We start from the raw sequence: 20,168 nt of genomic DNA on the forward strand, positions 1-20,168 counted from the left end.
GCAATCTAAGTGTTAGACTTGGCGCACCCGTTCCACAGCCTTCCTCGCGTCCCCCTCCGCGTGCTCAAGAAAATTGTCCGCAACCTGACCTTTCAGGTCATCGTCGCGGTGACCCTCGGTGTCCTCCTCGGCGTCGTCGCCCCGGATTTCGCCAAGTCGCTCAAGCCCATTGGTGACACGTTCATCAATCTCGTGAAGATGGTGATCACGCCGATCATCTTCCTCACCATCGTGCATGGTATTGCCAGCATGGCCGATCTGTCCAAGCTGGGGCGCGTGGGAGGAAAGGCGCTGCTCTACTTCGAGATTGTATCCACCTTTGCGCTGGGCATTGGGCTGGTGGTGGTGAATCTCACGAAGCCGGGCAAAGGACTCGACATCAGTGCGCTCGCCAAGGGGGACGTGAGCAAATATCTCGCGGCCGGCGAAAAGCAGAGCATGCTGGAGTTCTTCCTGCACATCGTGCCCAGCAACGTGGTGGCCGCGTTTGCGAGTGGCGATCTGCTGCCGGTGGTGTTCTTTGCCGTACTTTTTGGTGTAGCGCTCACCGCCGTGGGTGATGCGGGGCGCGACATTGCCGATCTGCTGGTGCGTTTCCAGGCGGTGTTCTTTCGCATCGTGGCCATGGTGATGGTGCTGGCGCCGGTGGGCGCGTTCGGGGCCATGGCGTATACGGTGGGCACCTTCGGTCTCAAGACGCTGCTGCCGCTGGGACGCCTGATGCTCGATGTCTACGTCACGATGGCGCTGTTCATCTTCATTGTGCTCGGCTCCATCTGTCGCGCGTACGGTTTCCGCATCTGGCCGTTTCTGCGCTACATCAAGGAAGAAATTCTGCTGGTGCTGGGCACCTCAAGCAGCGAAGCCGCACTGCCGCGCATGCTGGAAAAGCTGGAGCGCTACGGCTGCGCCAAGCCGGTGGTGGGGCTCGTTATTCCCACCGGGTATTCGTTCAACCTCGATGGCACGAGTATCTACCTCAGCATGGCAGCCATCTTCATTGCGCAGGTGTACGGCATTGATCTGCCCATTGGCGAACAGCTCACGCTCCTGGGCATTCTGATGCTCACCAGCAAGGGCGCGGCAGGTGTAACGGGCTCGGGGTTCATTGTGCTCGCGTCAACACTGGCCGCGACGCGCACCGTTCCCGTGGAAGGGGTGGCGCTGCTGCTGGGCGTGGATCGCTTCATGAGCGAAGCGCGCGCCATTACGAATCTCATTGGCAACGGCGTGGCCACGCTGGTGGTGTCACGCAGTGAAAACGCGTTCGATGATGAGAAGCGCGCGATTGCTGAGGCGGGGATGTAAGGGGCAACAGCTGGGCCGGACAACAGCTGGGCGGGACAACAGCATGACCTACTGCATGACGAACAGCATGACTAACGGCGGGTTACTGCGGGGTGACTGCGGGAGACTAGTGGGTTGGGGCAGTTCCCCCCAAAAGTCATCATCAGCAGTGATCGCTGACTCCCACTCCGTCACCCGCTGTTTGTCATGCAGTAGTCATGCAGTAGGTCATGCTGTTGTCCCGGCCTGCAGTTGTCCCGGTGGCAGTTATGGCCCCGCCGGAAGCCGAGAAGCCCCGCCGCCCGCTACACCGCCCGCTGCACCGTGCACGGATTCCCGAAGGCGAGCATTCCCGCCGGGACATCGCTGGTCACCACGCTGCCGGCGCCAATGACCGCACCTGCGCCAATGGTGACACCGGGCATGATAAGAGAACCGGCGCCAATCCACGCGCCGTCGCCAATCACGATTGGGCTGGCGGTGGTCACATACGGGGACTGTCCGCTGCCAGGGGTCCACTCGGCGGGCAGGCGCTCGGCCGTGGCCACCGGATGCGAGGCGGTGAGCAGCTGCACGCCCGGACCAATCAGGACCTTCTCGCCAATGGTGATGTTGGCCGAGTCGAGCATGACGACGTTCATGTTGATGAACGTGTGCGCTCCGATGGAGATGTGGGCCCCGTAGTCGCAGAAGAACGGCGCCTCAATCCAGACCCCGTCGCCAATGTGCCCCAGCAGGTCCCGCAGCACCTGCAGCCGCGGTACGGTGGCGTTGGAGGGCGTCTGCTCGAACTGCTGCAGCCGAGCCCGGGCCCGGTGGGTGAGCGCCAGCAGCTCCGGATCGCGCGAATTGTACGGCAGTCCGGCACGCATGCGGGTCCGCTCGGTTTCTGGGGCATTGGTCATGTTCTAAATTACCCCGATGCCCCCGGCCGACCTCCTTGTTCAGATATTTGGCACCAAAAAGAGTGCCGATACCCGAAAAGCGCTGCGATTCTTTGCCGAACGCCGCGTGAAAACGCATTTCGTGGACCTCGCCGAGCGTGCCGCCTCGCTGGGTGAGCTGAAGCGGTTCACGCAGAAATTCGGCGTGGAGGCCATTCTCGATCGCGACAGCAAGCGCTTTGCCGACCTCGGGCTGCGCACGGCGCTCTACGGCGAAGAGAAGTGGCTGTCGATCCTGGCCGACGAACCGTTCATGCTGAAGCAGCCGCTGGTACGACTGCAGAACAAGTTGTGCGTGGGTGTTGATGAGAAGCTGTTCAAGGACTGGCTGGCGTAATCAGGCAACACTCATAACCCATGACTCGAACCCATAACCCGGAACTGATCAGTTCCGGGTTTTGCGCTTGAGTCATGCGTTGTGAGTTAGAAAACTCTCGGCGTATAGACCACGCCATCGGGTGTTTCACCGGCCTTGAGTTCACCGACAATTTTGCGTTGGGCCACGTCGATAATGGCAACGGCGCTGCCCGTGCTGAATGACAGAAAGGCGTACGTGCCGTTGGGGGCGAAGATGATGCCCTGCGGTCCTTTGCCGGGGAGCGAGAGGCGCGCGAGTTCCTTGCGCGACGCGCGGTCAATGAAGCGCAGCTCTTCTTTGCGCAGGTCGGGCATGAGTACGAGCTTGCTGTCGGGCGAATAGAGCACACGGTACGGCCAGCCAAAGCCCTCGGCGGCCGTGCTCACGGTGCCGGAGACGCTGTTCACCACACTGATCAGCCCGGTCTGGTTGCTCCCCACCCACACCTCGGCGCCATCGGGGGTCACGTTGATGGCTTCCGGCTGGTTGGGCACGGCAATGGTGCGCAGCGATGTGCCGGCCACGAGATCGAGTTCTGAGACGGTGTTGCTGCCAATGTTGCCTGTCCAGCCGCGGGTACCGCTGGCGGTGATGCCCACCATGTGCGAGCCGTTCTGGTTGGTGGGAATGACCTTGGGAATTTCTCCCGTGGCGACGCGCACCAGCAGCAGGGCCCGGTTGGCTTCGCTGGTGACGGCCACGAGCGAGTCGCCGGGGAGCAGCACGAGACCATGCGGGCGGCGGTATTCGCCGAGCGAGGCCGTGCGCGTCACCTTGCGTCTGGGGACGTCGATGAACGTGAGCGTGCTCCCCGGTGCCGGGCCGGTACCATAATCGGTCACGATGGCGGTGCGCCCGTCTTGCGTGAGCACGATTTCGTGCGGCCCGTTGCCGGTGGGGAGCGTGGCCAGCGTGGCGCCGGTCCCCACATCAATGATGGTGGCCGTGCCCGGCGTCTTGTTGGTCACCACGAGCGTGCCGGTGAGTCCAGCCACCTGCGCGTGCAGGGGAGTGACGATGGCCAGCAGGGCCGTCAGCAAAAAGGCGCGGCGCATGAGAATTTTCCGGTAGGGTGCGGGGGACGGTCTGGCGCGATAAGATCGCGTCATGGCACGATCGCGCTTTTCGGCTACGAACGCCGTCGGACATTCGTTCAGCGGGACGTTTACCGCCACCCTGTTCCGTTATCCTGGCAAGGGCGGCTGGACCTTTGTTGAGGTGCCCGACGAGTTGGCGCCGCCGGTCACGCACGGTTGGGGACGAACCCCGGTCACGGCGTCGATGGGTGGCGTATCATGGGAAACCAGCGTGTGGCGCGGGAAAGATGGTCGGACGCTCCTGGCGCTTCCGAAAAAGGTACGAGGGTCGTTGGGCGAAGGTGATCACGTCACGTGTCGCATTCAGTTTTCCGCGCTGTAACCTATAACTCTTCTGCTCATGCTCTCCCCCATCGTTGCCGGTGTCTGGCGCATGGCCTCCTGGAACTGGACGCCGCAGGAGCGCCTGCGCTGGATTGAGCAGTGTCTCGAACTGGGCGTGACGAGCTTTGATCACGCCGACATCTACGGCGCGTACACCGTGGAGGCGCTCTTTGGCGAGGCGCTGGCGCTGGCGCCGGGGCTGCGGCAGCGGATGCAGCTGGTGACCAAATGCGGCATTCAGCTGCGCGTGCCGGCGCGCCCCGATACGCGCATCAAGCACTACGACACCTCGGCCCAGCACATTGTGCGCAGCGTGGAGAACAGTTTGGCGGCGCTCGGCACCGACCACATTGAACGTCTGCTGCTGCATCGCCCCGATGCCCTCATGGATGCGGATGAAGTGGCCGGCGCGTTCGAGAGGCTGCAGGAGAGCGGCAAGGTGCAGCAGTTTGGCGTGTCGAATTTCAGCGTCGCGCAATTCGAACTGCTTCACGCGCGCTTTCCGCTGGTGACCAACCAGATTGAGTGGCACCCGCTGCACCGGGCGCCGCTGCACGATGGCACGCTCGATCAGGCCCAGCGCATGCGCGCGCATCCCATGATCTGGTCGCCGCTGGCGGGCGGTGCGCTGTTCACCAGCCACGCCGAAGACGCCATGCGCGTGCGCGGGGTGCTTACCAGCATTGGTGCGCAGTATGGCGTGAGTGCGGCGACGGTCGCGTTTGCGTGGATCCTGCGGCATCCCAGCCGGCCGCATCCCATTGCCGGCTCGCGTCGTATTGAGGCGATGCAGGAAGCGGTGGCGGCGGTGGGGGTGCGGCTGGATGCGCAGGAGTGGACGGAGATTCTTTGCGCGGCGACGGGGGAGGAGGTGCCATGAGGGGCCGCCATAGACAGGGAGCAGGGAGCAGGTGGCAGGGGGCAGGAGGCAGGGGCACTGCGGTGATGATGGGGGCGCTTCTTGCTGCGTTTCCGCTGAGCGCGCAGCAGGCGCCGTTGGGAGGATGGCCGCAGCATTCGCGGGCGCGGCCGGCGCCGCCGGTGGTGACGCCCGGGCCACATGTGAGTGTGTTGCCGCCGCGTGATGCGGTGGTGCTCTTTGATGGCGCGTCGCTGAACGCGTGGATGATGAGCGACAGCACGCCGGCCAAGTGGCGCGTGGTGGATGGCGCCTTTGAAGTGACGCCGGGCACGGGCACGCTGGTAACGCGCGCCGCCTTTGGTGATGTGCAGCTGCACATCGAGTTCATGTCCCCCAATCCGTCCAAGGGGCGCGATCAGGACCGCGGCAACAGCGGCGTGTTTTTTGGCGGCGGCCGCTACGAAGTGCAGGTGCTCGATTCGTACAAGAACCCCACGTACGCCGACGGGCAGGCGGCGAGTTTGTACGGGCAGTATCCGCCGCTGGTGAATGCGAGCCGAGTGCCGGGGGAGTGGCAGAGCTACGACATCACGTACAAGCGACCGCGCTTTGCTGCCACCGGCAAGGTGCTGCAGCCCGCGGTGCTTACGGTGGTGCATAACGGCGTGCTGGTGCAGGATCATCGCGCGCTCATTGGCCCTACGGCCAACGGTTCGCGCCCGCCGTACGAAAAGCATGAGGACCGGCTGCCGCTCATGCTGCAGGACCATGATCATCCGGTGCGCTTCCGTAACGTGTGGGTGCGCAACCTGGAGGCGCTGCCACAGGAAACGGTGCAGTACCGCACGCCGCAGGGCGATGTCTTTCGTGCGCTCGGCGAGACGGATGCCGTGGTGAAAGCGCGTGCGGCACTCGGCGGCAACTATCGCAATGTGAGCAACGTGATTGCGCTAGGTGTGGCGCAGTCGGGGGTGCGGCAGTTTCGCGAAGCCATTACCACGTTTACGCGTGGACTGGCGGCGCTACCGGCTACGGGTCGCAACGTGAAAGACGAAGCGATGCTGCTGCGTTGGCGCGGGCATCGCTATCTGTCGGTGCGCGAGTTTGCCAAGGCGGAGGCCGACCTTACGCGCGGGTTGGCGCTGGATGGCACGAACTACGGCATTCTGTTCCACCTTGGTGTGCTGCGGTTTCACGCCGGGCGCTTTGCCGACGCGGCCGCCCTGTTTGCGCGCGCACAGCCCGTGGCGCCGGATGGTGGCGAGCGGGCCGGCAGTACGGACTGGTTGTGGATGTCGCTGGCGCGGGCGGGGCGTGTAGCAGAAGCCAATGCCATGCTGGTCAAACGTATTGATCAGCAGCCTGACCCCAAGCCGGCGCCGCCGGGGTACGCGTACGTCACGCGGCTCAAGCTGTATCGGGGGGAGATCACCCCGGAGCAGCTCATTGGTGACAACGAAGTGGATGACGTGAGCATCTCCACGCTCGCCTATGGCCTGGGCAACTGGTACATGGTGAAGGGCGATACCGTTAACGCGCGGGCCGCGTGGCAGCGTGCGGTGCAGAGCGGTGGCTGGCCGGGCTTTGGCTTCAACGTGGCGGAAGCGGAACTGCGGCGGCTCGGGGCGCGGCGGCGGGCTCGGTAAAGAGCTCGTCGGAGGCACGGAGGGACGGAGTGCGCGGAGAAATGCTAAAGCCATGCTCCGCTCCTCTGCACCTCCCCACCTCCTTCGATCGGGCCCGTACCAGATTGAGGGGGGTGTGGAGCTGAGGAGGTGAAGAGAACCTCTGGCTGTTCTCAGCCCTGCCAATCGCGCGATGTGGCCAGCAGCGTTGCGGGCACGCCAATCACGTAACCCAGCACCAGCAACATCGGCGCCATGATATCGCCGCCGCGCCAGAGATCGACGTAGCCGAGCAGCAGTGTCAGCGCGGTGATGCCACCGGCCACAGCGGTCTGTCTGTCAAGGGCCATGCGGTTACAGCTCCGTGGCCAGTTCGCGCACCTGCACCGGGTCGAGCGTGCAGTCGTTCACCTGAAACGACACGGCAATGGCGTCACGCGGCAGGAGTGCGCGCACGCGCCATTCTGTACTGGAGACGCGGGTGAGGCGCGTGGGCTCGAAGGGCACCACATGCGCTTCGTTGGCCTGTTGGTCGCGCAGGGCGCGTTGCACCTGCACATCGCGCACGTCGCTGCCGCGCACCACGTACTCCACCACCTTCATGGTGTCGAGCAGGCGGCCCTGCATGATGGCGGCGAGTGAGTCGGCGCCGCGCACCGGCACGGCGCTGTCGCCCAGCACGATCGCCGACGGCTGCACACGGGCGGACAGGTCGCGCTGGTCACTCTGGCGCACCGTAGCGGCCAGCATGAGCATGGCGGTGAGGAGCACACCCCCGAGCCCGGTGAGCGAGCCGCGGCGGCGCCAGCGCGAGGCGTGCTGCACCATGGGGGCCGATAGCAGGCGCGGCGTTGGCAAGCCACGGACGGCGTGCATGATGCGCGTGCGGGCTTCGGGGCGCGACGCCACCGGGGCGCGCAGCGCGTCCACGATCCACGTGGGCGGCTGGTCGTGGTGGTCGGGGGAAAAGGCGCCGGGCTTCATGAGGACAGGTGCTCCGTAAGCAGGGTGCGAAGACGTTGGCAGGCGCGCTGAACACGCATCTTGAGCGCGGACACACCCACGCCCGTCAGGGCCGACATCTCTTCGTAGCTCAGTTCTTCGCCGAACCGTAAGACCAGCGCCTCGCGCGCTTCCGCCCCCAGATGGGACATGGCGTGCGCCAACTCGGCGCGGCGGCTCAGCGCATCGTCGTCAGCGCTCACCGACAGATGCTCGGTGTGCAGCTCCGGGTCGAGCGCCACGTAGCGGGCGTTCTTGGTGGCGCGCGTGCGGCACTGGTTCACCAGAATGCGCATGAGCCAGCCGCCAAACTTGTCGCGCTCGTGATAACTGCCCAGATGACGGTAGGCGCGGACGAAGGCGTCCTGCACCACGTCTTCGGCGTCGTCGGAATCGGCCAGCAGATGGGTGGCCACACGCAGACACTGCGCGTGGTACCGGTCAACCAACGCCGCAAAGGCGTCGGTCTGGCCGGCCAGCACCTGGCGGATCAGGAGCGCATCGGGGGGTGAATGAGGATCGGGCACGCCATCCAACCCGGGTTCGGCGGGAATCGTCACATCGGGTTAGACGGGGTTTCGTGCCCGATGGTTGCAGGGGGGCGGCGGGTTGGGTGTGGGCTTGGGTGTGGGTTTGGGTGTGGGTTTGGGTGTGGGCCCCGTCGCGCGACCCCCTCCCACCCCTTGGCGCGTTGCTTCGGGGGCGGTGCCCCCTCAGAGACGCGCGGTCGGGGCGGGAGGGGGCCGCGCGCCGTCAGCCTCGGGCCATCCGCCGCGGTCGTGGTGCCTACGCGATAGGGTGGGCGCGTCGCTGCGCTCGCTTTGGGGTGCGCGCGGGCTGGGGGCAGCGGGGGAACTGATCAGTTCCGGGTTTTGGGTTCGGGTATTGAGTTGCGGGTAGACCGTGGCATTGCCCGAACCCAGAACCCATGACTCAAACCAGGAACTCGAAACTGATCGGTTGGCGCACTCGCCCCGTGAGCCCGGCGCGGCCCCACACCTCCGCCGCGCGTCTCTGAGGGGGTGACGCCGGCAATGCGTGAGCATTGCTCGGCCACCCCCGAAGCAACGCGCGAAGGAGCGTGTGGGGTCGTGCCGGGCGGTCGCGCGCACCGGGCCACCCCCGAAGCAACGCGCGAAGGAGCGTGTGGGGTTGTGCCGGGCGGTCGCGCGCACGGAAACTCAGCACCTCAGCACCTCCGCTGCCAAGGTCGTATACCAGATGTCGCCACAAGCCGGCGCCTGACTCTCACCCGGATTTCCCGATGGCCCCTCGATCCAATTCCGCCTTTCGCCGTGCGGCCGCCATGGTCCTGCTCGCGCCGGCGGTTGCTGCTGCCCAGACCGTCACCGCCCCGCCCATCGCCGAGGATGCCCGCATTCATGAGGCGGTCGCCAATGCCTCGGCCGACCGCGTGAAAAAGGACATCACGACGCTCGTGAAGTTCGGCACGCGTCACACGCTGTCGGATACCATGTCCACCACGCGTGGTATTGGGGCGGCGCGTCGCTGGATTTACGGTGAGTTCCAGAGCATCTCGAAGCAGTGCGGCGGCTGTCTGGAAGTGCGCTACATCGAGGAAGTGTGGAAGGGGAGCCCCACGGGGCGTATCAAGGACGACGTGAACGTGGTAAACGTGGTGGCCATTCTGCGCGGCGCCACCGAACCCAATCGCTACATCGTGCACACCGGCGACATTGATTCGCGCGTGACCGACGTGATGAACGGGACCAGCGAATCACCGGGGGCCAACGACAACGCGAGTGGTGTGGCGGCGCTGCTGGAAGCGGCCCGTCTCATGAGCAAGCACAAGTACGCCGCGTCGGTGGCCTTTGTGGCGCTGAGCGCCGAAGAGCAGGGGCTCTTTGGTGGCGAGATCGTGGCCAAGGTGGCGCAGAAGGAAGGGTGGCGCATTGATGCCGTGATCAACAACGACATGGTGGGGAACAGCCGCGGCATTGACGGCGTGTTTGAAAACACCAAGGCGCGCGTCTTTGCGCCGGGGTTGCCGGCCAATACGCCGCCGGCCGAACTGCGCCGCATTCTCACCAACGGCGGCGAGCTCGATACGCCGAGTCGTCAGCTGGCGCGCTACATCGATCTGGTGGCCGATCGCTACCACCCCAACATGGACGTGGAGATCATCTACCGCCTCGATCGCTATGGTCGCGGTGGACACCACACGCCGTTCTTCAATCTGGGTGCGGCGGCGGTGCGTCTCATGGAAGCGCACGAAGACTACACCAAGCAGCACCAGGATTTGCGTACCGAGAAAGGCATTGCCTACGGCGACGTGCTGGAGGGCGTGGACTTTGACTACGCCGCCAAGATGACGGCGCTGGATGCGTCGGTGCTCATGTCATTGGCGTGGGCGCCCGCCGCGCCAGACTCCGCCACCATTCGCGGCTCGGTGCAGCCGTCTCCCACGCTGCGCTGGAAGGCGAGCCCCAGCCCCGACGTGATGGGCTATCGCATTTACTGGCGCAAGCCGAGCGAAGTGAACTGGACCCGCTCGCGCTTTGTGGGGAACGTGACCGAGCATACGCTCAAGAACGTCATTATCGACAACTACTTCTTTGGCGTGGCGGCGGTGGGCAAGAACGGGCAGGAAAGCCTGGTGGCGTTTCCGCGCTGAGCGGGACCGTCAGCGTTTGCTGAGTGCAGACTGAATGAGTGGCTCCACGATGCCGGCCATGATTCGGTAGCCGGCATCGGTAGGGTGCACGCCATCGGCCGCATGCTCGGGGCGCATGCCGCCCCGCTCGTCCGCGAACGGCGTGTGGTAGTCCACGAAGGTGGCCCCGCGCTGCGCGGCGTACGCTTTCAGCCAGCGATTGATGGCGATGATTTTGGGCGCCGGCTGCAGCCCTGGCTTCCACGGGTAGTCGTACACGGGCAGAATGGCGCACAGCAGCACTTTGATACCGCTGGCCTGCGCCAGCTCGGCCATGGCGGCGAGGTTGTCCTGGATTTCCTCGAGCGTGGCAGGGCCGGTGTTGCCGGCAATGTCATTGGTGCCGGCCAGAATCACCACGGCGGCGGGCTTGAGGGCCACCACATCCTGCCGGAAGCGCAGCAGCATCTGCGCGGTGGTCTGGCCGCTGATGCCCCGCCCCACATAGGGGCGCCCCGGAAACATGGTGGCAAAGTGGCGGGCCCACCCCTCGGTAATGGAGTTGCCGAAGAACACCACGCGCGACGTTCCCGGCTGGGGGGCACCGAGCGCGGCGTTGGCCGCGCGGTAGCGCGCCAGTCCGGCAAATTCGACGGCCGACGAAGACTGGGACATCACGCGAGGAGGAAAGGCGACGGCCAGCAGGAGACCGGTAGCGCAGGCGACGACGGTCGTGCGCCGCGCACGGGGTGAACGGGGAGTCATGTGCATGGGCTATTCTGCCTTGCCCGAGCACCCCTCACAAGCCACGGCCATGTGCAGTGCTCCGAACGCACTTGCGAGGGGGTAGGCGGCTCTCCAAGCTATTCCGGTTGTACCGGTCATCACATTTACGGCATCAATGGAGCGCATATGGGTTCGGCGAGATGGACGATGGGAATGGGGGGCGTGCTGCTGGCGTCCGTCGCCGTCATGGCGGCGACACCGTGGTCGCCGCGGGCCGTCGTGCAGGTGACGGTAAACGCACGCTGTGCCGGGCCAAACAACACTGAAATCACCGTGAGCCCGTGGAACGTGCGGTTACAGCAGGGCGATGAGATTGAGTGGGTGATCGCGGCCAACGCCAACAGCAACGACATTACCGTGACCCCCAAGGAGACCAGCGACTGGCCCTTTGCCACGCGTGGTCCGTTCAATGCCGCCAAGGGGCGTCCGGCGCGGGTGAATGGGATGCGCCAGAACGGCCGCGGCACGTACAAGTACAACATTCAGTTGGTCTGCCAGTCCGGGAACAATCCACCGGATGAAGTGCTGATCGACCCTGATATCATTGTGGACTGAAACGCTCTCAACCCAGGAGATGTGTATGCGCAGAGTTTTAGGGCGGGGCGTCGCAGTGGCCGCGTCAATCACGGTCGTGGTGGCGCTGGCGGCCTGTGATTCCGGGGGGCGCGCGGCGCCGCCGGCGTCTGATCGCGAGATAAAGGCCAAGAACGCCGATACGATCACGGTCACCGCCAACTGTGCGGCCGCGAATCAGATCGATGTGGACGTGAACAAGTGGGTGGTGGACATGAAGCCGAATGGCGTTGTCACGTTCGTCGTTGACACCGCGTCGTCGGATGATGCGGTGGTGACCATCGAGCAAAAGACGCCGGATCAGTGGCCGTTTGCCGACGCGCCGCCGTTCAATCCCGGCAAGGGCAGCGCCAACGGGCCAAAGGGTGGCAAGGCCAAGGCGGCGAAGGGTGAGTACCACTACAACCTTCGTGTCGTGTGCGGGACGGCCCCCAACACTCGCACCGTCCTGATCGACCCCGATATCTTCGTCGACTGACGACGGTCTGACGCACCACGACGTACCCTGACGTACCCTGACGTACCCCATCACCACGGCATGAGCGCATTCCCGAAACACCCCGCCCGCATCGGCCCGTACGACATCATCCAGCTGCTTGGTGAGGGCGGGATGGGTGTCGTGTACGAAGCTGAAGAAACCGCACCGGTGCGGCGGCGGGTGGCGCTCAAGCTGGTCCGCGCGGGGCTGGACGATGCGCGCGATGTGCTCGCGCGCTTCGATGCGGAGCGTCGGGCGCTGGCGGTGATGAATCACCCCGGCATTGCGCGCGTGCTGCAGGCCGGGAGCACGGAAAACGGTGAGCCGTACTTCGCCATGGAACTCGTGCGCGGTTTGCCGCTCACGGAGTTCTGCGACACGCGCCGCCTCGCGGTCCGTGATCGGCTGCTGCTGTTCATCGGCATCTGCGAAGCGGTGCAGCACGCGCACCAGAAGGGCGTCATTCATCGCGACCTCAAGCCGTCCAACATTCTCGTCACCGACGAGGAAGGACACCCGCAGCCCAAGATCATCGACTTCGGCATTGCCAAGGCGCTGGGGCCGCAAAGTTCGGAACAGGTGGCGAAAACGCTGGCGGGTTTTGCCATGGGCACGGTGGCGTACATGAGCCCCGAGCAAGCCAGCAGCACCGCCATGGACGTGGATACCCGCGCCGACATCTACTCCCTCGGCGTCATTCTCTACGAATTGCTCGTGGGCAATCTGCCGGTGGATCCGGTGGAAGTGGGGATCTACGAATTCCTCGCCCGTCTGGCGAGTGGCAACACGCTACCGCCCACGCCGAGCGTGGGATTGTCCACGGCCATCGCCCGCAGCGAAACCATTGCGCAGCGTCGGCGTACCGACCCGCGGCATCTGCGCAAAGAGTTGCGCGGCGATCTCGACTGGATCGTGATGAAGGCGATGCACCCCGACCGGGTTCATCGTTTCGAAACAGCCAACGGACTCGCCGCCGACATCAAGCGCCATCTGGCCAACGAGCCGGTCACGGCCCGTCCACCCAGCACGCGCTATCGCCTCAGCAAGTTCGTGCAGCGGCACCGGGTGGGGGTGATGACGGCCGGGGTGGCGTCCATTATGGTCGTGGCGAGCTCCGTGGTGGCTACGGTGGGCTTCGTGCAGGCGCGCCGCGCCGAACGTCGTGCAGAAAGCGACGCCGCAGCGGCCAAGCAGGTGACGGATTTCATGGTGGATCTGTTCCGGCAGTCCGACCCCACCGTGTCGCGACGTGGCAGTGTGACCGCGCAAGCCATTCTGGAGCAGGGCATCAAGCGCGTCACGACCGACCTGGCCGCGCAGCCGTTGCTGCAGTCGCGTCTCATGCAGGCCATGGGCACGGTGCAAACGGCGCTCGGACGGTATCCCGAAGCACGCGCCATGCTGCAGGACGTGCTGCAAACGCGCGAGCGACTCCTGGGGCCCGACGATGTGCTGGTGGGCGAAACACTCACCACGCTCGGCGAGATTACGCGCGACTTTGGTGAGCTCGACGACGCCGAACAGTACCTCACGCGCGCACTCGCCATTCGTGAGAACGCCTACGGTGCGACGCACGTGGATGTTGGACAAACGCTATCCATGTTGGCGGCGCTGCGCTGGAAGCAGACGCGCTACGCCGAGGCGGAGAGTCTGTACCTGCGCGTCCTGGAGATTGATGGAAAGGTGCGCACTCCCGATGACCCTCGCACGCTGCGCGACCTGCGTGGGTTGGCGGCCGTGTATCGCGGGCAGAAGCGCAACGCCCAGTCCGATTCACTCTGGAAGGTGGTGTTGGCCCGTCAGGAGCGCGCGCTGGGGAGCGACCATCCGGATGTGGGGACAACGCTGAACAACATTGGCGCCTACGCCTACCTGGACGGCAAGTACGAAGAGGCGGCCACGTACTATCAGCGCGCGCGCCCCATTTTCGAGAAGGCGTATGGCACCGAGCATCCGCTCCCGGTGGGGGTGATGAACAACGAGGCCGAGGTGCTCTGGAAGCTCAAGCGCTACCAAGTGGCCGAACCGCTGTTCCGATCGGCGCTGGCGGCGAAGGAGCGGTTGTATGCGCCCGACAATTCGTCCATTGCCATTTCACTGAACGGCCTGGCCGGGGTGCTGCGCGACAGCGGGCGCGCGGCGGAGGCGGAGCCGTACTACCGGCGCGCGCTGTCCATTCGTGAAGTGAACCAGCGATCGGCCGATCTGGCGGAAACGCTGCGCGACTATGCGGCGCTGCTGCGGGCCACCAACCGCGCGGTGCAGGCCACACAATACGAGGAGCGGGCGGCGGCGCTCAAGTAAGGGGCGCTGTATAGCGGCCGGCGCCGGCGGCGAGTAACCTGCCGCATGCTTCGTAACGTGGTGTACTGGGTGTGCCACCGGTGTCTGCACTGGTTTTATCGCGAACACCGGGTGGAGGGGCTGGGGCGGGTGCCGGCCAGCGGGCCGGTGATTCTGGTGGGGAACCACCCGAACGATCTGAGCGATGTGATTGCCGGGTTGTACGTGACGCCCCGTCCGGTGCGCTATATCGCCACGGTGAGTGTGACCACCTCGTGGGCGGCGCGCACCATGTATCAGGCCATGGGTGTCATTCCAGTGGCGCGTGTGCGCGACGCCCGAAAGATGCGCGCCGAAGGGGTGGATCTGGCGGCGGTGAACCAAGCGGCCAACGACACCGTGGCAGCGGCGCTGGCCCAGGGGGACGCCATTACGGTGTTCCCGGAAGGCGGTGTGCACGATGTACCGGAAATTGGTCGTTTGCGAACAGGTGTCGCCAAGATGGTGCTGACACATCTTGATGCTGGCGCCAAAAATGATGTGACCATCGTGCCCTTCGGTGGCCAGTACGAGGCCCCGCGCACGTGGGGAAGCGACATGCTGAGCGTGGTGGGTACCCCTTGGTCGGCGCGGGAGTGGGTGGCGGCGCAGCCCGAGGGGCAGCGCGGCGCGGCGGCCTTTACCGACGCGCTGAAGGCGTCGCTGCTTACTGTGACACGGAACGCCCCCACCTGGGAGGAGGCGGCCACCCGCGATGAAATCGTGGCCGCCGTGGCTGCCCGGCTTGCCCCGGGCAATCCGCTGGGGGCCACAACCACGGTGCTGGAGCGGGCGGCGCAGCTGGCCGCCGATGCGCACAGCGATGGGCCATCGGGCGTGGCCGTTCGGATCAAAACGGCCGCGCATACGCTGGCGCACGCGGTGGAACGGGCCGGCGGCATTGGCAGCTCCAGCGTAGATCATGCCCGTCTGCTGCTGGCCCTCGACGTGCACGCGGAACAGTCGCTGGCGCCCTCCTTCCTGCTCCTCGGCGCGGCGGCGCCGGCTGCCGCCATTGGGTGGCTGGTGCATGCCCCCATTCTGGCGCTGGTATACCGGGTGGCCAAAAAAGGGGCCACCGCCCGCACCGACGTGGTGCCGCGCTGCTTTGCCCCCGGGCTGTATCTGGTGATTGCCTGGTGGTTGGTGGTGGCCGTTTTGGTGGCCGTGGGGTTGGCGCTGGCCGGCTGGTCGCCGCTTTGGGCGCTGGCGGTGCTGGTCACGTTGCCGCGCTTTGGTGACCTGGCCATTCGCTGGGGGAACTGGCTGAAAGGATGGCGGTTGGTGCGGCGGGCGCGGTCGTGGTCGACAGCGGAGCGGGTGGGGCTTGGAGAGGCGGCGGAAGCGGTGCGAGGGGTGTGGGAGGGGGAATCAGGGGGCAGGTAGCGGGGGGCAGGGAGCAGGTTTTGGGAGCAGGAGGCAGGGGGAAGGCTGTCAGGAGGAAGAGCACTACCGATTAGAATCATCCCATGACGCTCATATCCCTTGGGAATGCCGGAGTTGATTTCGGCGCCTCTGAAATTTTCCGCGATATCTCGGTCACCGTCGCCGCCGGCGATCGGTGGGCGATCGTGGGGCGCAACGGCACCGGCAAAACCACGCTCGTGCGTCTCATTACGGGTACGCTGCAGCCTACCCGCGGCAATGTGGCCCGCATGCCCGGGCTGCGCGTGGCGCTCATGGATCAGCACCGTCGCTTCCCCGACGATCAGAGCCTCTGGGACATTGTGGCCGACGCCTTCGGCGACCTGCGCGCGCTGGAGCAATCGCTCGCGAAACAGGCCGCCAACCTCGAGCATGACCACAGCGAAGGGGCCATGGAAAAGTATGGCCGCGACCTCGAGCGCTTCGAGCGCGAGGGCGGCTACGAAATGGCCTCCAAGGTGGACGCCATTCTCATGGGCGTGGGCTTCGACCCCGAGATGGCGAAGGTGACGCGCATCGGCACGCTCAGCGGTGGTGAACGGGGACGCGTCGCCCTGGCGCGGCAGCTCGCGACGCCGTCGGACCTGCTGCTGCTCGACGAACCCACCAATCACCTCGATCTCGATACCACCGCGTGGCTGGAGCAGTATCTCGCCACCACCGATCGCACGGTCATTTGCATCAGCCACGATCGCGCGTTTCTGAACGCGATGGCCGACCATGTGCTGCACTTTGAAGGCGGCACCGCGTTTGCCTACACGGGCAGCTACGAAAGTTTTGTGCAGCAGCGCGAAGAGCGTCGGCTCACGCAGCAGCGCCAGTTTGAAAAGCAGCAGAACAAGATCACGAGCGAGATGGACTACATCGCGCGCAACCTGGCCGGCCAGAACACACGGCAGGCCAAGGGGCGGCGCAAGCTGCTGGCGCGCATGCCGCGTCTGTCGGCGCCCATTGGCGCTGATGGCGTGATGGCGCTGCGCCTCGACGCCGGCAATCGCAGCGGTGACCGCGTGATTGAGGCGAAAGACGTAACCGTGGGGGTGCCCACCCCCAACGGGCCGCGGACGCTGGTGAACAACGTCACCGTCGTGATGGAGCGCAACGAAGTCGTGGCGCTCGTGGGTCCCAACGGCGCCGGCAAGAGCACGCTCATCAAAACGCTGCTCGGCGAAATGCCGCCGCTCGATGGCGAAGTGAAGGTGGGCCCCAGCACCACCGTGGCCTACTACCGGCAGGACGTGGGGCACCTGCCCCTCGACAGCACCATTTACGACGCCATTGCCAACGAGCGCCCGCTCTGGGAACGACGTCAGGTGCAGGGGCATCTGGGACGCTTCGGCTTCAGCGGTGACGAAGTGCAACGCACCGTGGGTACGCTCTCCGGCGGCGAACGCGCGCGCGTGGCCATGGCGCTGCTTACGCTCAGCACCAACAACCTGCTCATTCTCGACGAGCCCACCAATCACCTCGACGTCGAAAGCATCGAGGTGCTGGAAGACGCCGTGGAAGGCTACGAGGGCAGTGTGCTCATTGTGAGCCACGACCGTGCCGTGTTGCGCGGCCTTGCCACGCAGGTGTGGGAGCTGCGGAACAACGAGCTGCAGATCTTCCCGGGCTCCTTTGTGGAGTGGGAAGCGATGCGCGCCGAACGCATTACGCAGGAAACCAAACAGTCACGCGCCGACGATCGCAAAGACAGCGAGCGGGCCGTGCGTCAGCGCGAACGCGAGAAGGAACAGAAGGAGCGCGAGAAGGCCGCCGGTGGTGATCCGCGCAAGCTGTTACGTACGGCGGAAAAGGCGCTGGCCGACGCCGAGCTGCGGGTGGCCACGCTGGAGTCCACCATTGCCGACCTCACCGAGCAGCTCGACGATGCCACCCTCTACGACTCGCCGGCCGGCATCAAAAAGGCTGCCGCGTTGGGCAAACAGCTGGACGAGGAACGCGAGCTGCTGGAAGACGCGATGCACGAATGGAGCACCGCCGAGGAGTACGTGAGCGTGCTCAAAAAACGGTAACAATTCTTCAGGAATGTGCCGGAAATCCATACTCGACGTGCAACTTCGCCTGCACGTCGGGCGTAGAAGCGGGATATGCGTACTTCTTCCTCAATGATGGTTCGCGCCGTGGCCGGAGTGGCCGTGGCGTTGTGGTTGTCGGCGCCGGTGCTTGGCGCTCAAACGGCCGCCCCGCTCAGGCAATTGCTGCAGGATGCCAGTTTGCGGAATCGACTTCCCGACAGCCTGATCTCATACAAGGCGAACGTGGAAACGGAGATTGCCATTCTGCTCCGCCGCGAAGAGGGGGTGGAAGCGGTAGGGGCCATTGAGCAGGTGGCCAGCCGGCTGCGCTGGAACCGGGCCGGCGGGTATGAGCAGCGGGTGCAGGGATACCGCGCCCAGCAGCTCGGGGGCAACGTGTCCATGCTCACGCTGTTCCAAACTGGGTGGATCAACCCGGTGCTGTACGGCAACCGGTTGCGGGTGCGTCCGCGCTCCAGCAACTCGCGTGGGCAGGCGGCGGCCGTGTCACGGAACCGCGATGGCAGCGATACGCTGCCGGCGGTCCATCCGCTGGCCACCGACCGCGATGCGTACTACACGTATAGCGGCGGCGATACAATCGTCACCATGCGCGCCGGCGACCGGGTCATTCCCATTGCGCATGTGCGCGTGCAGCCGCGCCCCGATGTGAAGGGCAAGGTCATTCTGTTTGATGGCGAAATGGATCTTGATGCGTCGCGAGGCACGCTCGTGCGGTTGCGCGGCCATTTTCTGCGCACCGGGGCGTCGCGGTCGTCATTGGGGAGTACGCTGGCCGACGCGGTGGCGTACGTGGAATACGAGAACGGCGAACGCAACGGCCAGTACTGGTTGCCGGCCACGCAGCGCATTGAGCTGCAGGCCAACTCGCCTCTGCTGGGCGATGGGCGCGCGGTCATTCGCATTGTGTCGCGCTTTGCCAACATGGAAGTGAACGACACGGTGCTCGATGCCGCCACCCTGGCCAAGGCCGATTCGCTGCGCGCGCTGGCGCGTCGTCCGCTCACGTATGCGTCCACCGATTCGCTGAACCGCTTCAGTGCCTGGCGCTACACCATTGGGGCCAGCACCAACGGTATGCACGCCGACGATTTTCAGGACATTGCTCCCGACCGCTGGCGCACCACCGGCCCACCACGGTTTGACCTGTCGGCGCCACGTCCGGCCGACGTGATGCACTTCAACAGAGTGGAAGGGCTGTTTACGGGCGTGGGGGGCAAATTCGCGCTGCGCGATCTGGCGCCGGGGGTCGTCGTGCGCGCCAACGCCGGCTACGCGTGGGCCGAACAGACGGTGCGTGGCCGCGTGGCCATTGAACGCACCCGCGGGCCGTGGTCGCTGGAGCTCCGCGGCGGCCGCTCCATGGATATCACGAACGACTTCCGCGCGCCGCTCGATTCGGGCAACACCTTCGCCGCCCTCAGCTCGCTCGATTCGTACGACTACGTGTCGCGCAACTTTACCGCGCTGTCGGCGGTGCGCCGCATTGGGGCCCGTCGCTGGATTCTGCGTGCTGATGTGGGGTACGGCGACGACCGCTATCGTGCGGCGCAGTATGTGCGCGGGCCGTTCGGTGGCGATCTCTATCGCGCCAACCATGGCGTAGACGAAGGGAGCTACATGCGCTCAGCGGCCGTCGTGGAGTGGCACCCCGATCTCAACGCCGAGTCGCTCAAACCGGGGCTGGGGGCACGTGTTGCCTACGAGCGCGGTGATGGCACACTCTCGTGGCAGCGTACGGAAGCGCGGTTGAGTGGGCGTCGTCCGGTGGGGCCGTTCATGCTGCTGGCCCGCGGTGATGTGGGCATGGTGACGGGTTCGCGCATTCCGTCGCAGCAGCTCTTTGAACTGGGGAAGTATCAGAACCTGCCGTCGTACGAGGACAAGCAGTTCGCCGGCTCCCGTGCAGCGGCGTTGCGGGCCAGCCTGCAGTACACCAGCAAGTTCTTGCGCAATCCCATTCGGGTGGGGCAGTTCTGGTTGCCGGCGGTGGCCCCGGGGTTGAGTGTGGGGGCACAGAGCGGGTGGGCCGATGCGCCCACAAATGCGGCGCGTGCGTCGGTGGACCGGCTCACGGTCATTGATCCCACGCTGCTGGCGCTCTGGGCGCCGGTGGCCACCCCAACTGGCCGCGTGCGGGCGAGTGTCACGGCAGGGTTCCGCTTCTTTGGCAACGCGCTCTTTGTGGGCGCCACGCGCCCGGTGGATCAGTCGGCCAAGTGGCGCACCCTGGTTGGGTTGGGGCAGCAGTGGTGACTTCTGTGTGGGGCTGAGTTGGGTTGAAAAGCTCTCACAGAGGACACAGAGGGACGGAGGGCACGGAGCCTACTCCCCAAGATCAGCGGGGTCGGCTCCGTGCTCTCCGTCCCTCCGTGACCTCTGTGAGAGCTTTTCCAAAACACGCCTGCCACCGCCACCATTAATTGCGG

At 65.4% G+C, this 20,168-nt stretch carries 18 protein-coding genes; 12 read left to right on the plus strand and 6 right to left on the minus strand.

What is annotated here, in order from left to right:
* Positions 1 to 60: 60 nt before the first annotated feature.
* Positions 61 to 1,308: a dicarboxylate/amino acid:cation symporter gene (locus GEMMAAP_RS00200; RefSeq protein WP_026848958.1), complete on the plus strand. Its 1,248-nt coding sequence runs from the start codon at positions 61 to 63 to the stop codon at positions 1,306 to 1,308.
* Positions 1,309 to 1,592: 284 nt separating this feature from the next.
* Here the strand turns inward: GEMMAAP_RS00200 and GEMMAAP_RS21110 are convergent, their stop codons facing one another.
* A complete protein-coding gene (locus tag GEMMAAP_RS21110) occupies positions 1,593 to 2,192 on the minus strand; it encodes a sugar O-acetyltransferase (protein WP_026848959.1) in 600 nt (199 codons plus the stop codon).
* A gap of 16 nt (positions 2,193 to 2,208) precedes the next feature.
* On the opposite strand from GEMMAAP_RS21110, the gene GEMMAAP_RS00210 reads away from it, so the two are divergent.
* Positions 2,209 to 2,568 carry an arsenate reductase family protein gene (locus GEMMAAP_RS00210; RefSeq protein WP_043580066.1) on the plus strand — a complete coding sequence of 120 codons (360 nt, stop codon included), beginning with the start codon at positions 2,209 to 2,211 and terminating at the stop codon, positions 2,566 to 2,568.
* Positions 2,569 to 2,654: 86 nt separating this feature from the next.
* Here the strand turns inward: GEMMAAP_RS00210 and GEMMAAP_RS00215 are convergent, their stop codons facing one another.
* The gene (locus GEMMAAP_RS00215; RefSeq protein WP_026848961.1) at positions 2,655 to 3,644 is read right to left on the minus strand and encodes a YncE family protein; all 990 of its coding nucleotides are present in this window, start codon (positions 3,642 to 3,644) and stop codon (positions 2,655 to 2,657) included.
* A 52-nt stretch (positions 3,645 to 3,696) separates the two neighbouring features.
* On the opposite strand from GEMMAAP_RS00215, the gene GEMMAAP_RS00220 reads away from it, so the two are divergent.
* The 3 genes from GEMMAAP_RS00220 (at position 3,697) to GEMMAAP_RS20425 (ending at position 6,518) form a co-directional block, all read left to right on the plus strand.
* On the plus strand, positions 3,697 to 4,008 hold the full coding sequence (locus GEMMAAP_RS00220) for a DUF1905 domain-containing protein (RefSeq protein ID WP_053333858.1): 312 nt from the start codon (positions 3,697 to 3,699) through the stop codon (positions 4,006 to 4,008).
* A gap of 18 nt (positions 4,009 to 4,026) precedes the next feature.
* Positions 4,027 to 4,890: an aldo/keto reductase gene (locus tag GEMMAAP_RS00225; protein ID WP_043580067.1), complete on the plus strand. Its 864-nt coding sequence runs from the start codon at positions 4,027 to 4,029 to the stop codon at positions 4,888 to 4,890.
* Positions 4,891 to 4,955: 65 nt separating this feature from the next.
* Positions 4,956 to 6,518 (plus strand): 3-keto-disaccharide hydrolase, encoded by a 1,563-nt coding sequence (locus GEMMAAP_RS20425; protein ID WP_075071362.1) that lies wholly within the window; start codon positions 4,956 to 4,958, stop codon positions 6,516 to 6,518.
* 152 nt (positions 6,519 to 6,670) lie between these two features.
* Here GEMMAAP_RS20425 and GEMMAAP_RS20430 read toward each other — a convergent pair whose 3' ends face one another.
* Genes GEMMAAP_RS20430 through GEMMAAP_RS00240 form a run of 3 tightly spaced genes read right to left on the minus strand, consistent with a single transcriptional unit; the run spans position 6,671 to position 8,059 of the window.
* On the minus strand, positions 6,671 to 6,847 hold the full coding sequence (locus tag GEMMAAP_RS20430) for a hypothetical protein (protein WP_158514664.1): 177 nt from the start codon (positions 6,845 to 6,847) through the stop codon (positions 6,671 to 6,673).
* A 4-nt stretch (positions 6,848 to 6,851) separates the two neighbouring features.
* Positions 6,852 to 7,481, minus strand: a complete 630-nt coding sequence (locus tag GEMMAAP_RS00235) for a hypothetical protein (RefSeq protein ID WP_026848964.1) — start codon at positions 7,479 to 7,481, stop codon at positions 6,852 to 6,854.
* On the minus strand, positions 7,478 to 8,059 hold the full coding sequence (locus GEMMAAP_RS00240) for an RNA polymerase sigma factor (protein WP_026848965.1): 582 nt from the start codon (positions 8,057 to 8,059) through the stop codon (positions 7,478 to 7,480). The genes GEMMAAP_RS00235 and GEMMAAP_RS00240 overlap by 4 nt, the downstream gene beginning before the upstream one ends.
* A gap of 704 nt (positions 8,060 to 8,763) precedes the next feature.
* On the opposite strand from GEMMAAP_RS00240, the gene GEMMAAP_RS00245 reads away from it, so the two are divergent.
* Positions 8,764 to 10,134: a M28 family peptidase gene (locus GEMMAAP_RS00245; protein WP_082820934.1), complete on the plus strand. Its 1,371-nt coding sequence runs from the start codon at positions 8,764 to 8,766 to the stop codon at positions 10,132 to 10,134.
* 9 nt (positions 10,135 to 10,143) lie between these two features.
* On the opposite strand, the gene GEMMAAP_RS00250 is transcribed toward GEMMAAP_RS00245, so the two are convergent.
* Complete coding sequence (locus GEMMAAP_RS00250; RefSeq protein WP_043580278.1) at positions 10,144 to 10,878, minus strand: SGNH/GDSL hydrolase family protein; 735 nt, start codon at positions 10,876 to 10,878, stop codon at positions 10,144 to 10,146.
* Between the two features lie 168 nt (positions 10,879 to 11,046).
* Between GEMMAAP_RS00250 and GEMMAAP_RS00255 the strand changes: the two genes are divergently transcribed.
* The 6 genes from GEMMAAP_RS00255 to GEMMAAP_RS00280 all read left to right on the plus strand — a co-directional run bounded on the left by GEMMAAP_RS00255 (position 11,047) and on the right by GEMMAAP_RS00280 (position 19,995).
* Entirely contained in the window at positions 11,047 to 11,454 is a 408-nt protein-coding gene (locus GEMMAAP_RS00255) for a hypothetical protein (RefSeq protein WP_158514665.1), read from the plus strand.
* A gap of 25 nt (positions 11,455 to 11,479) precedes the next feature.
* Complete coding sequence (locus GEMMAAP_RS00260) at positions 11,480 to 11,950, plus strand: hypothetical protein (protein ID WP_145978920.1); 471 nt, start codon at positions 11,480 to 11,482, stop codon at positions 11,948 to 11,950.
* 60 nt (positions 11,951 to 12,010) lie between these two features.
* Positions 12,011 to 14,254 (plus strand): serine/threonine-protein kinase, encoded by a 2,244-nt coding sequence (locus GEMMAAP_RS00265; RefSeq protein WP_053333859.1) that lies wholly within the window; start codon positions 12,011 to 12,013, stop codon positions 14,252 to 14,254.
* Positions 14,255 to 14,299: 45 nt separating this feature from the next.
* Positions 14,300 to 15,658, plus strand: a complete 1,359-nt coding sequence (locus tag GEMMAAP_RS00270; RefSeq protein WP_082820936.1) for a 1-acyl-sn-glycerol-3-phosphate acyltransferase — start codon at positions 14,300 to 14,302, stop codon at positions 15,656 to 15,658.
* 83 nt (positions 15,659 to 15,741) lie between these two features.
* A complete protein-coding gene (locus tag GEMMAAP_RS00275) occupies positions 15,742 to 17,715 on the plus strand; it encodes an ABC-F family ATP-binding cassette domain-containing protein (protein WP_026848970.1) in 1,974 nt (657 codons plus the stop codon).
* Between the two features lie 75 nt (positions 17,716 to 17,790).
* A complete protein-coding gene (locus GEMMAAP_RS00280) occupies positions 17,791 to 19,995 on the plus strand; it encodes a hypothetical protein (protein ID WP_145978921.1) in 2,205 nt (734 codons plus the stop codon).
* Positions 19,996 to 20,168: the final 173 nt, after the last annotated feature.

Origin of the sequence: Gemmatimonas phototrophica (assembly GCF_000695095.2) — a bacterium.
Classification (GTDB): Bacteria; Gemmatimonadota; Gemmatimonadetes; order Gemmatimonadales; family Gemmatimonadaceae; genus Gemmatimonas; species Gemmatimonas phototrophica.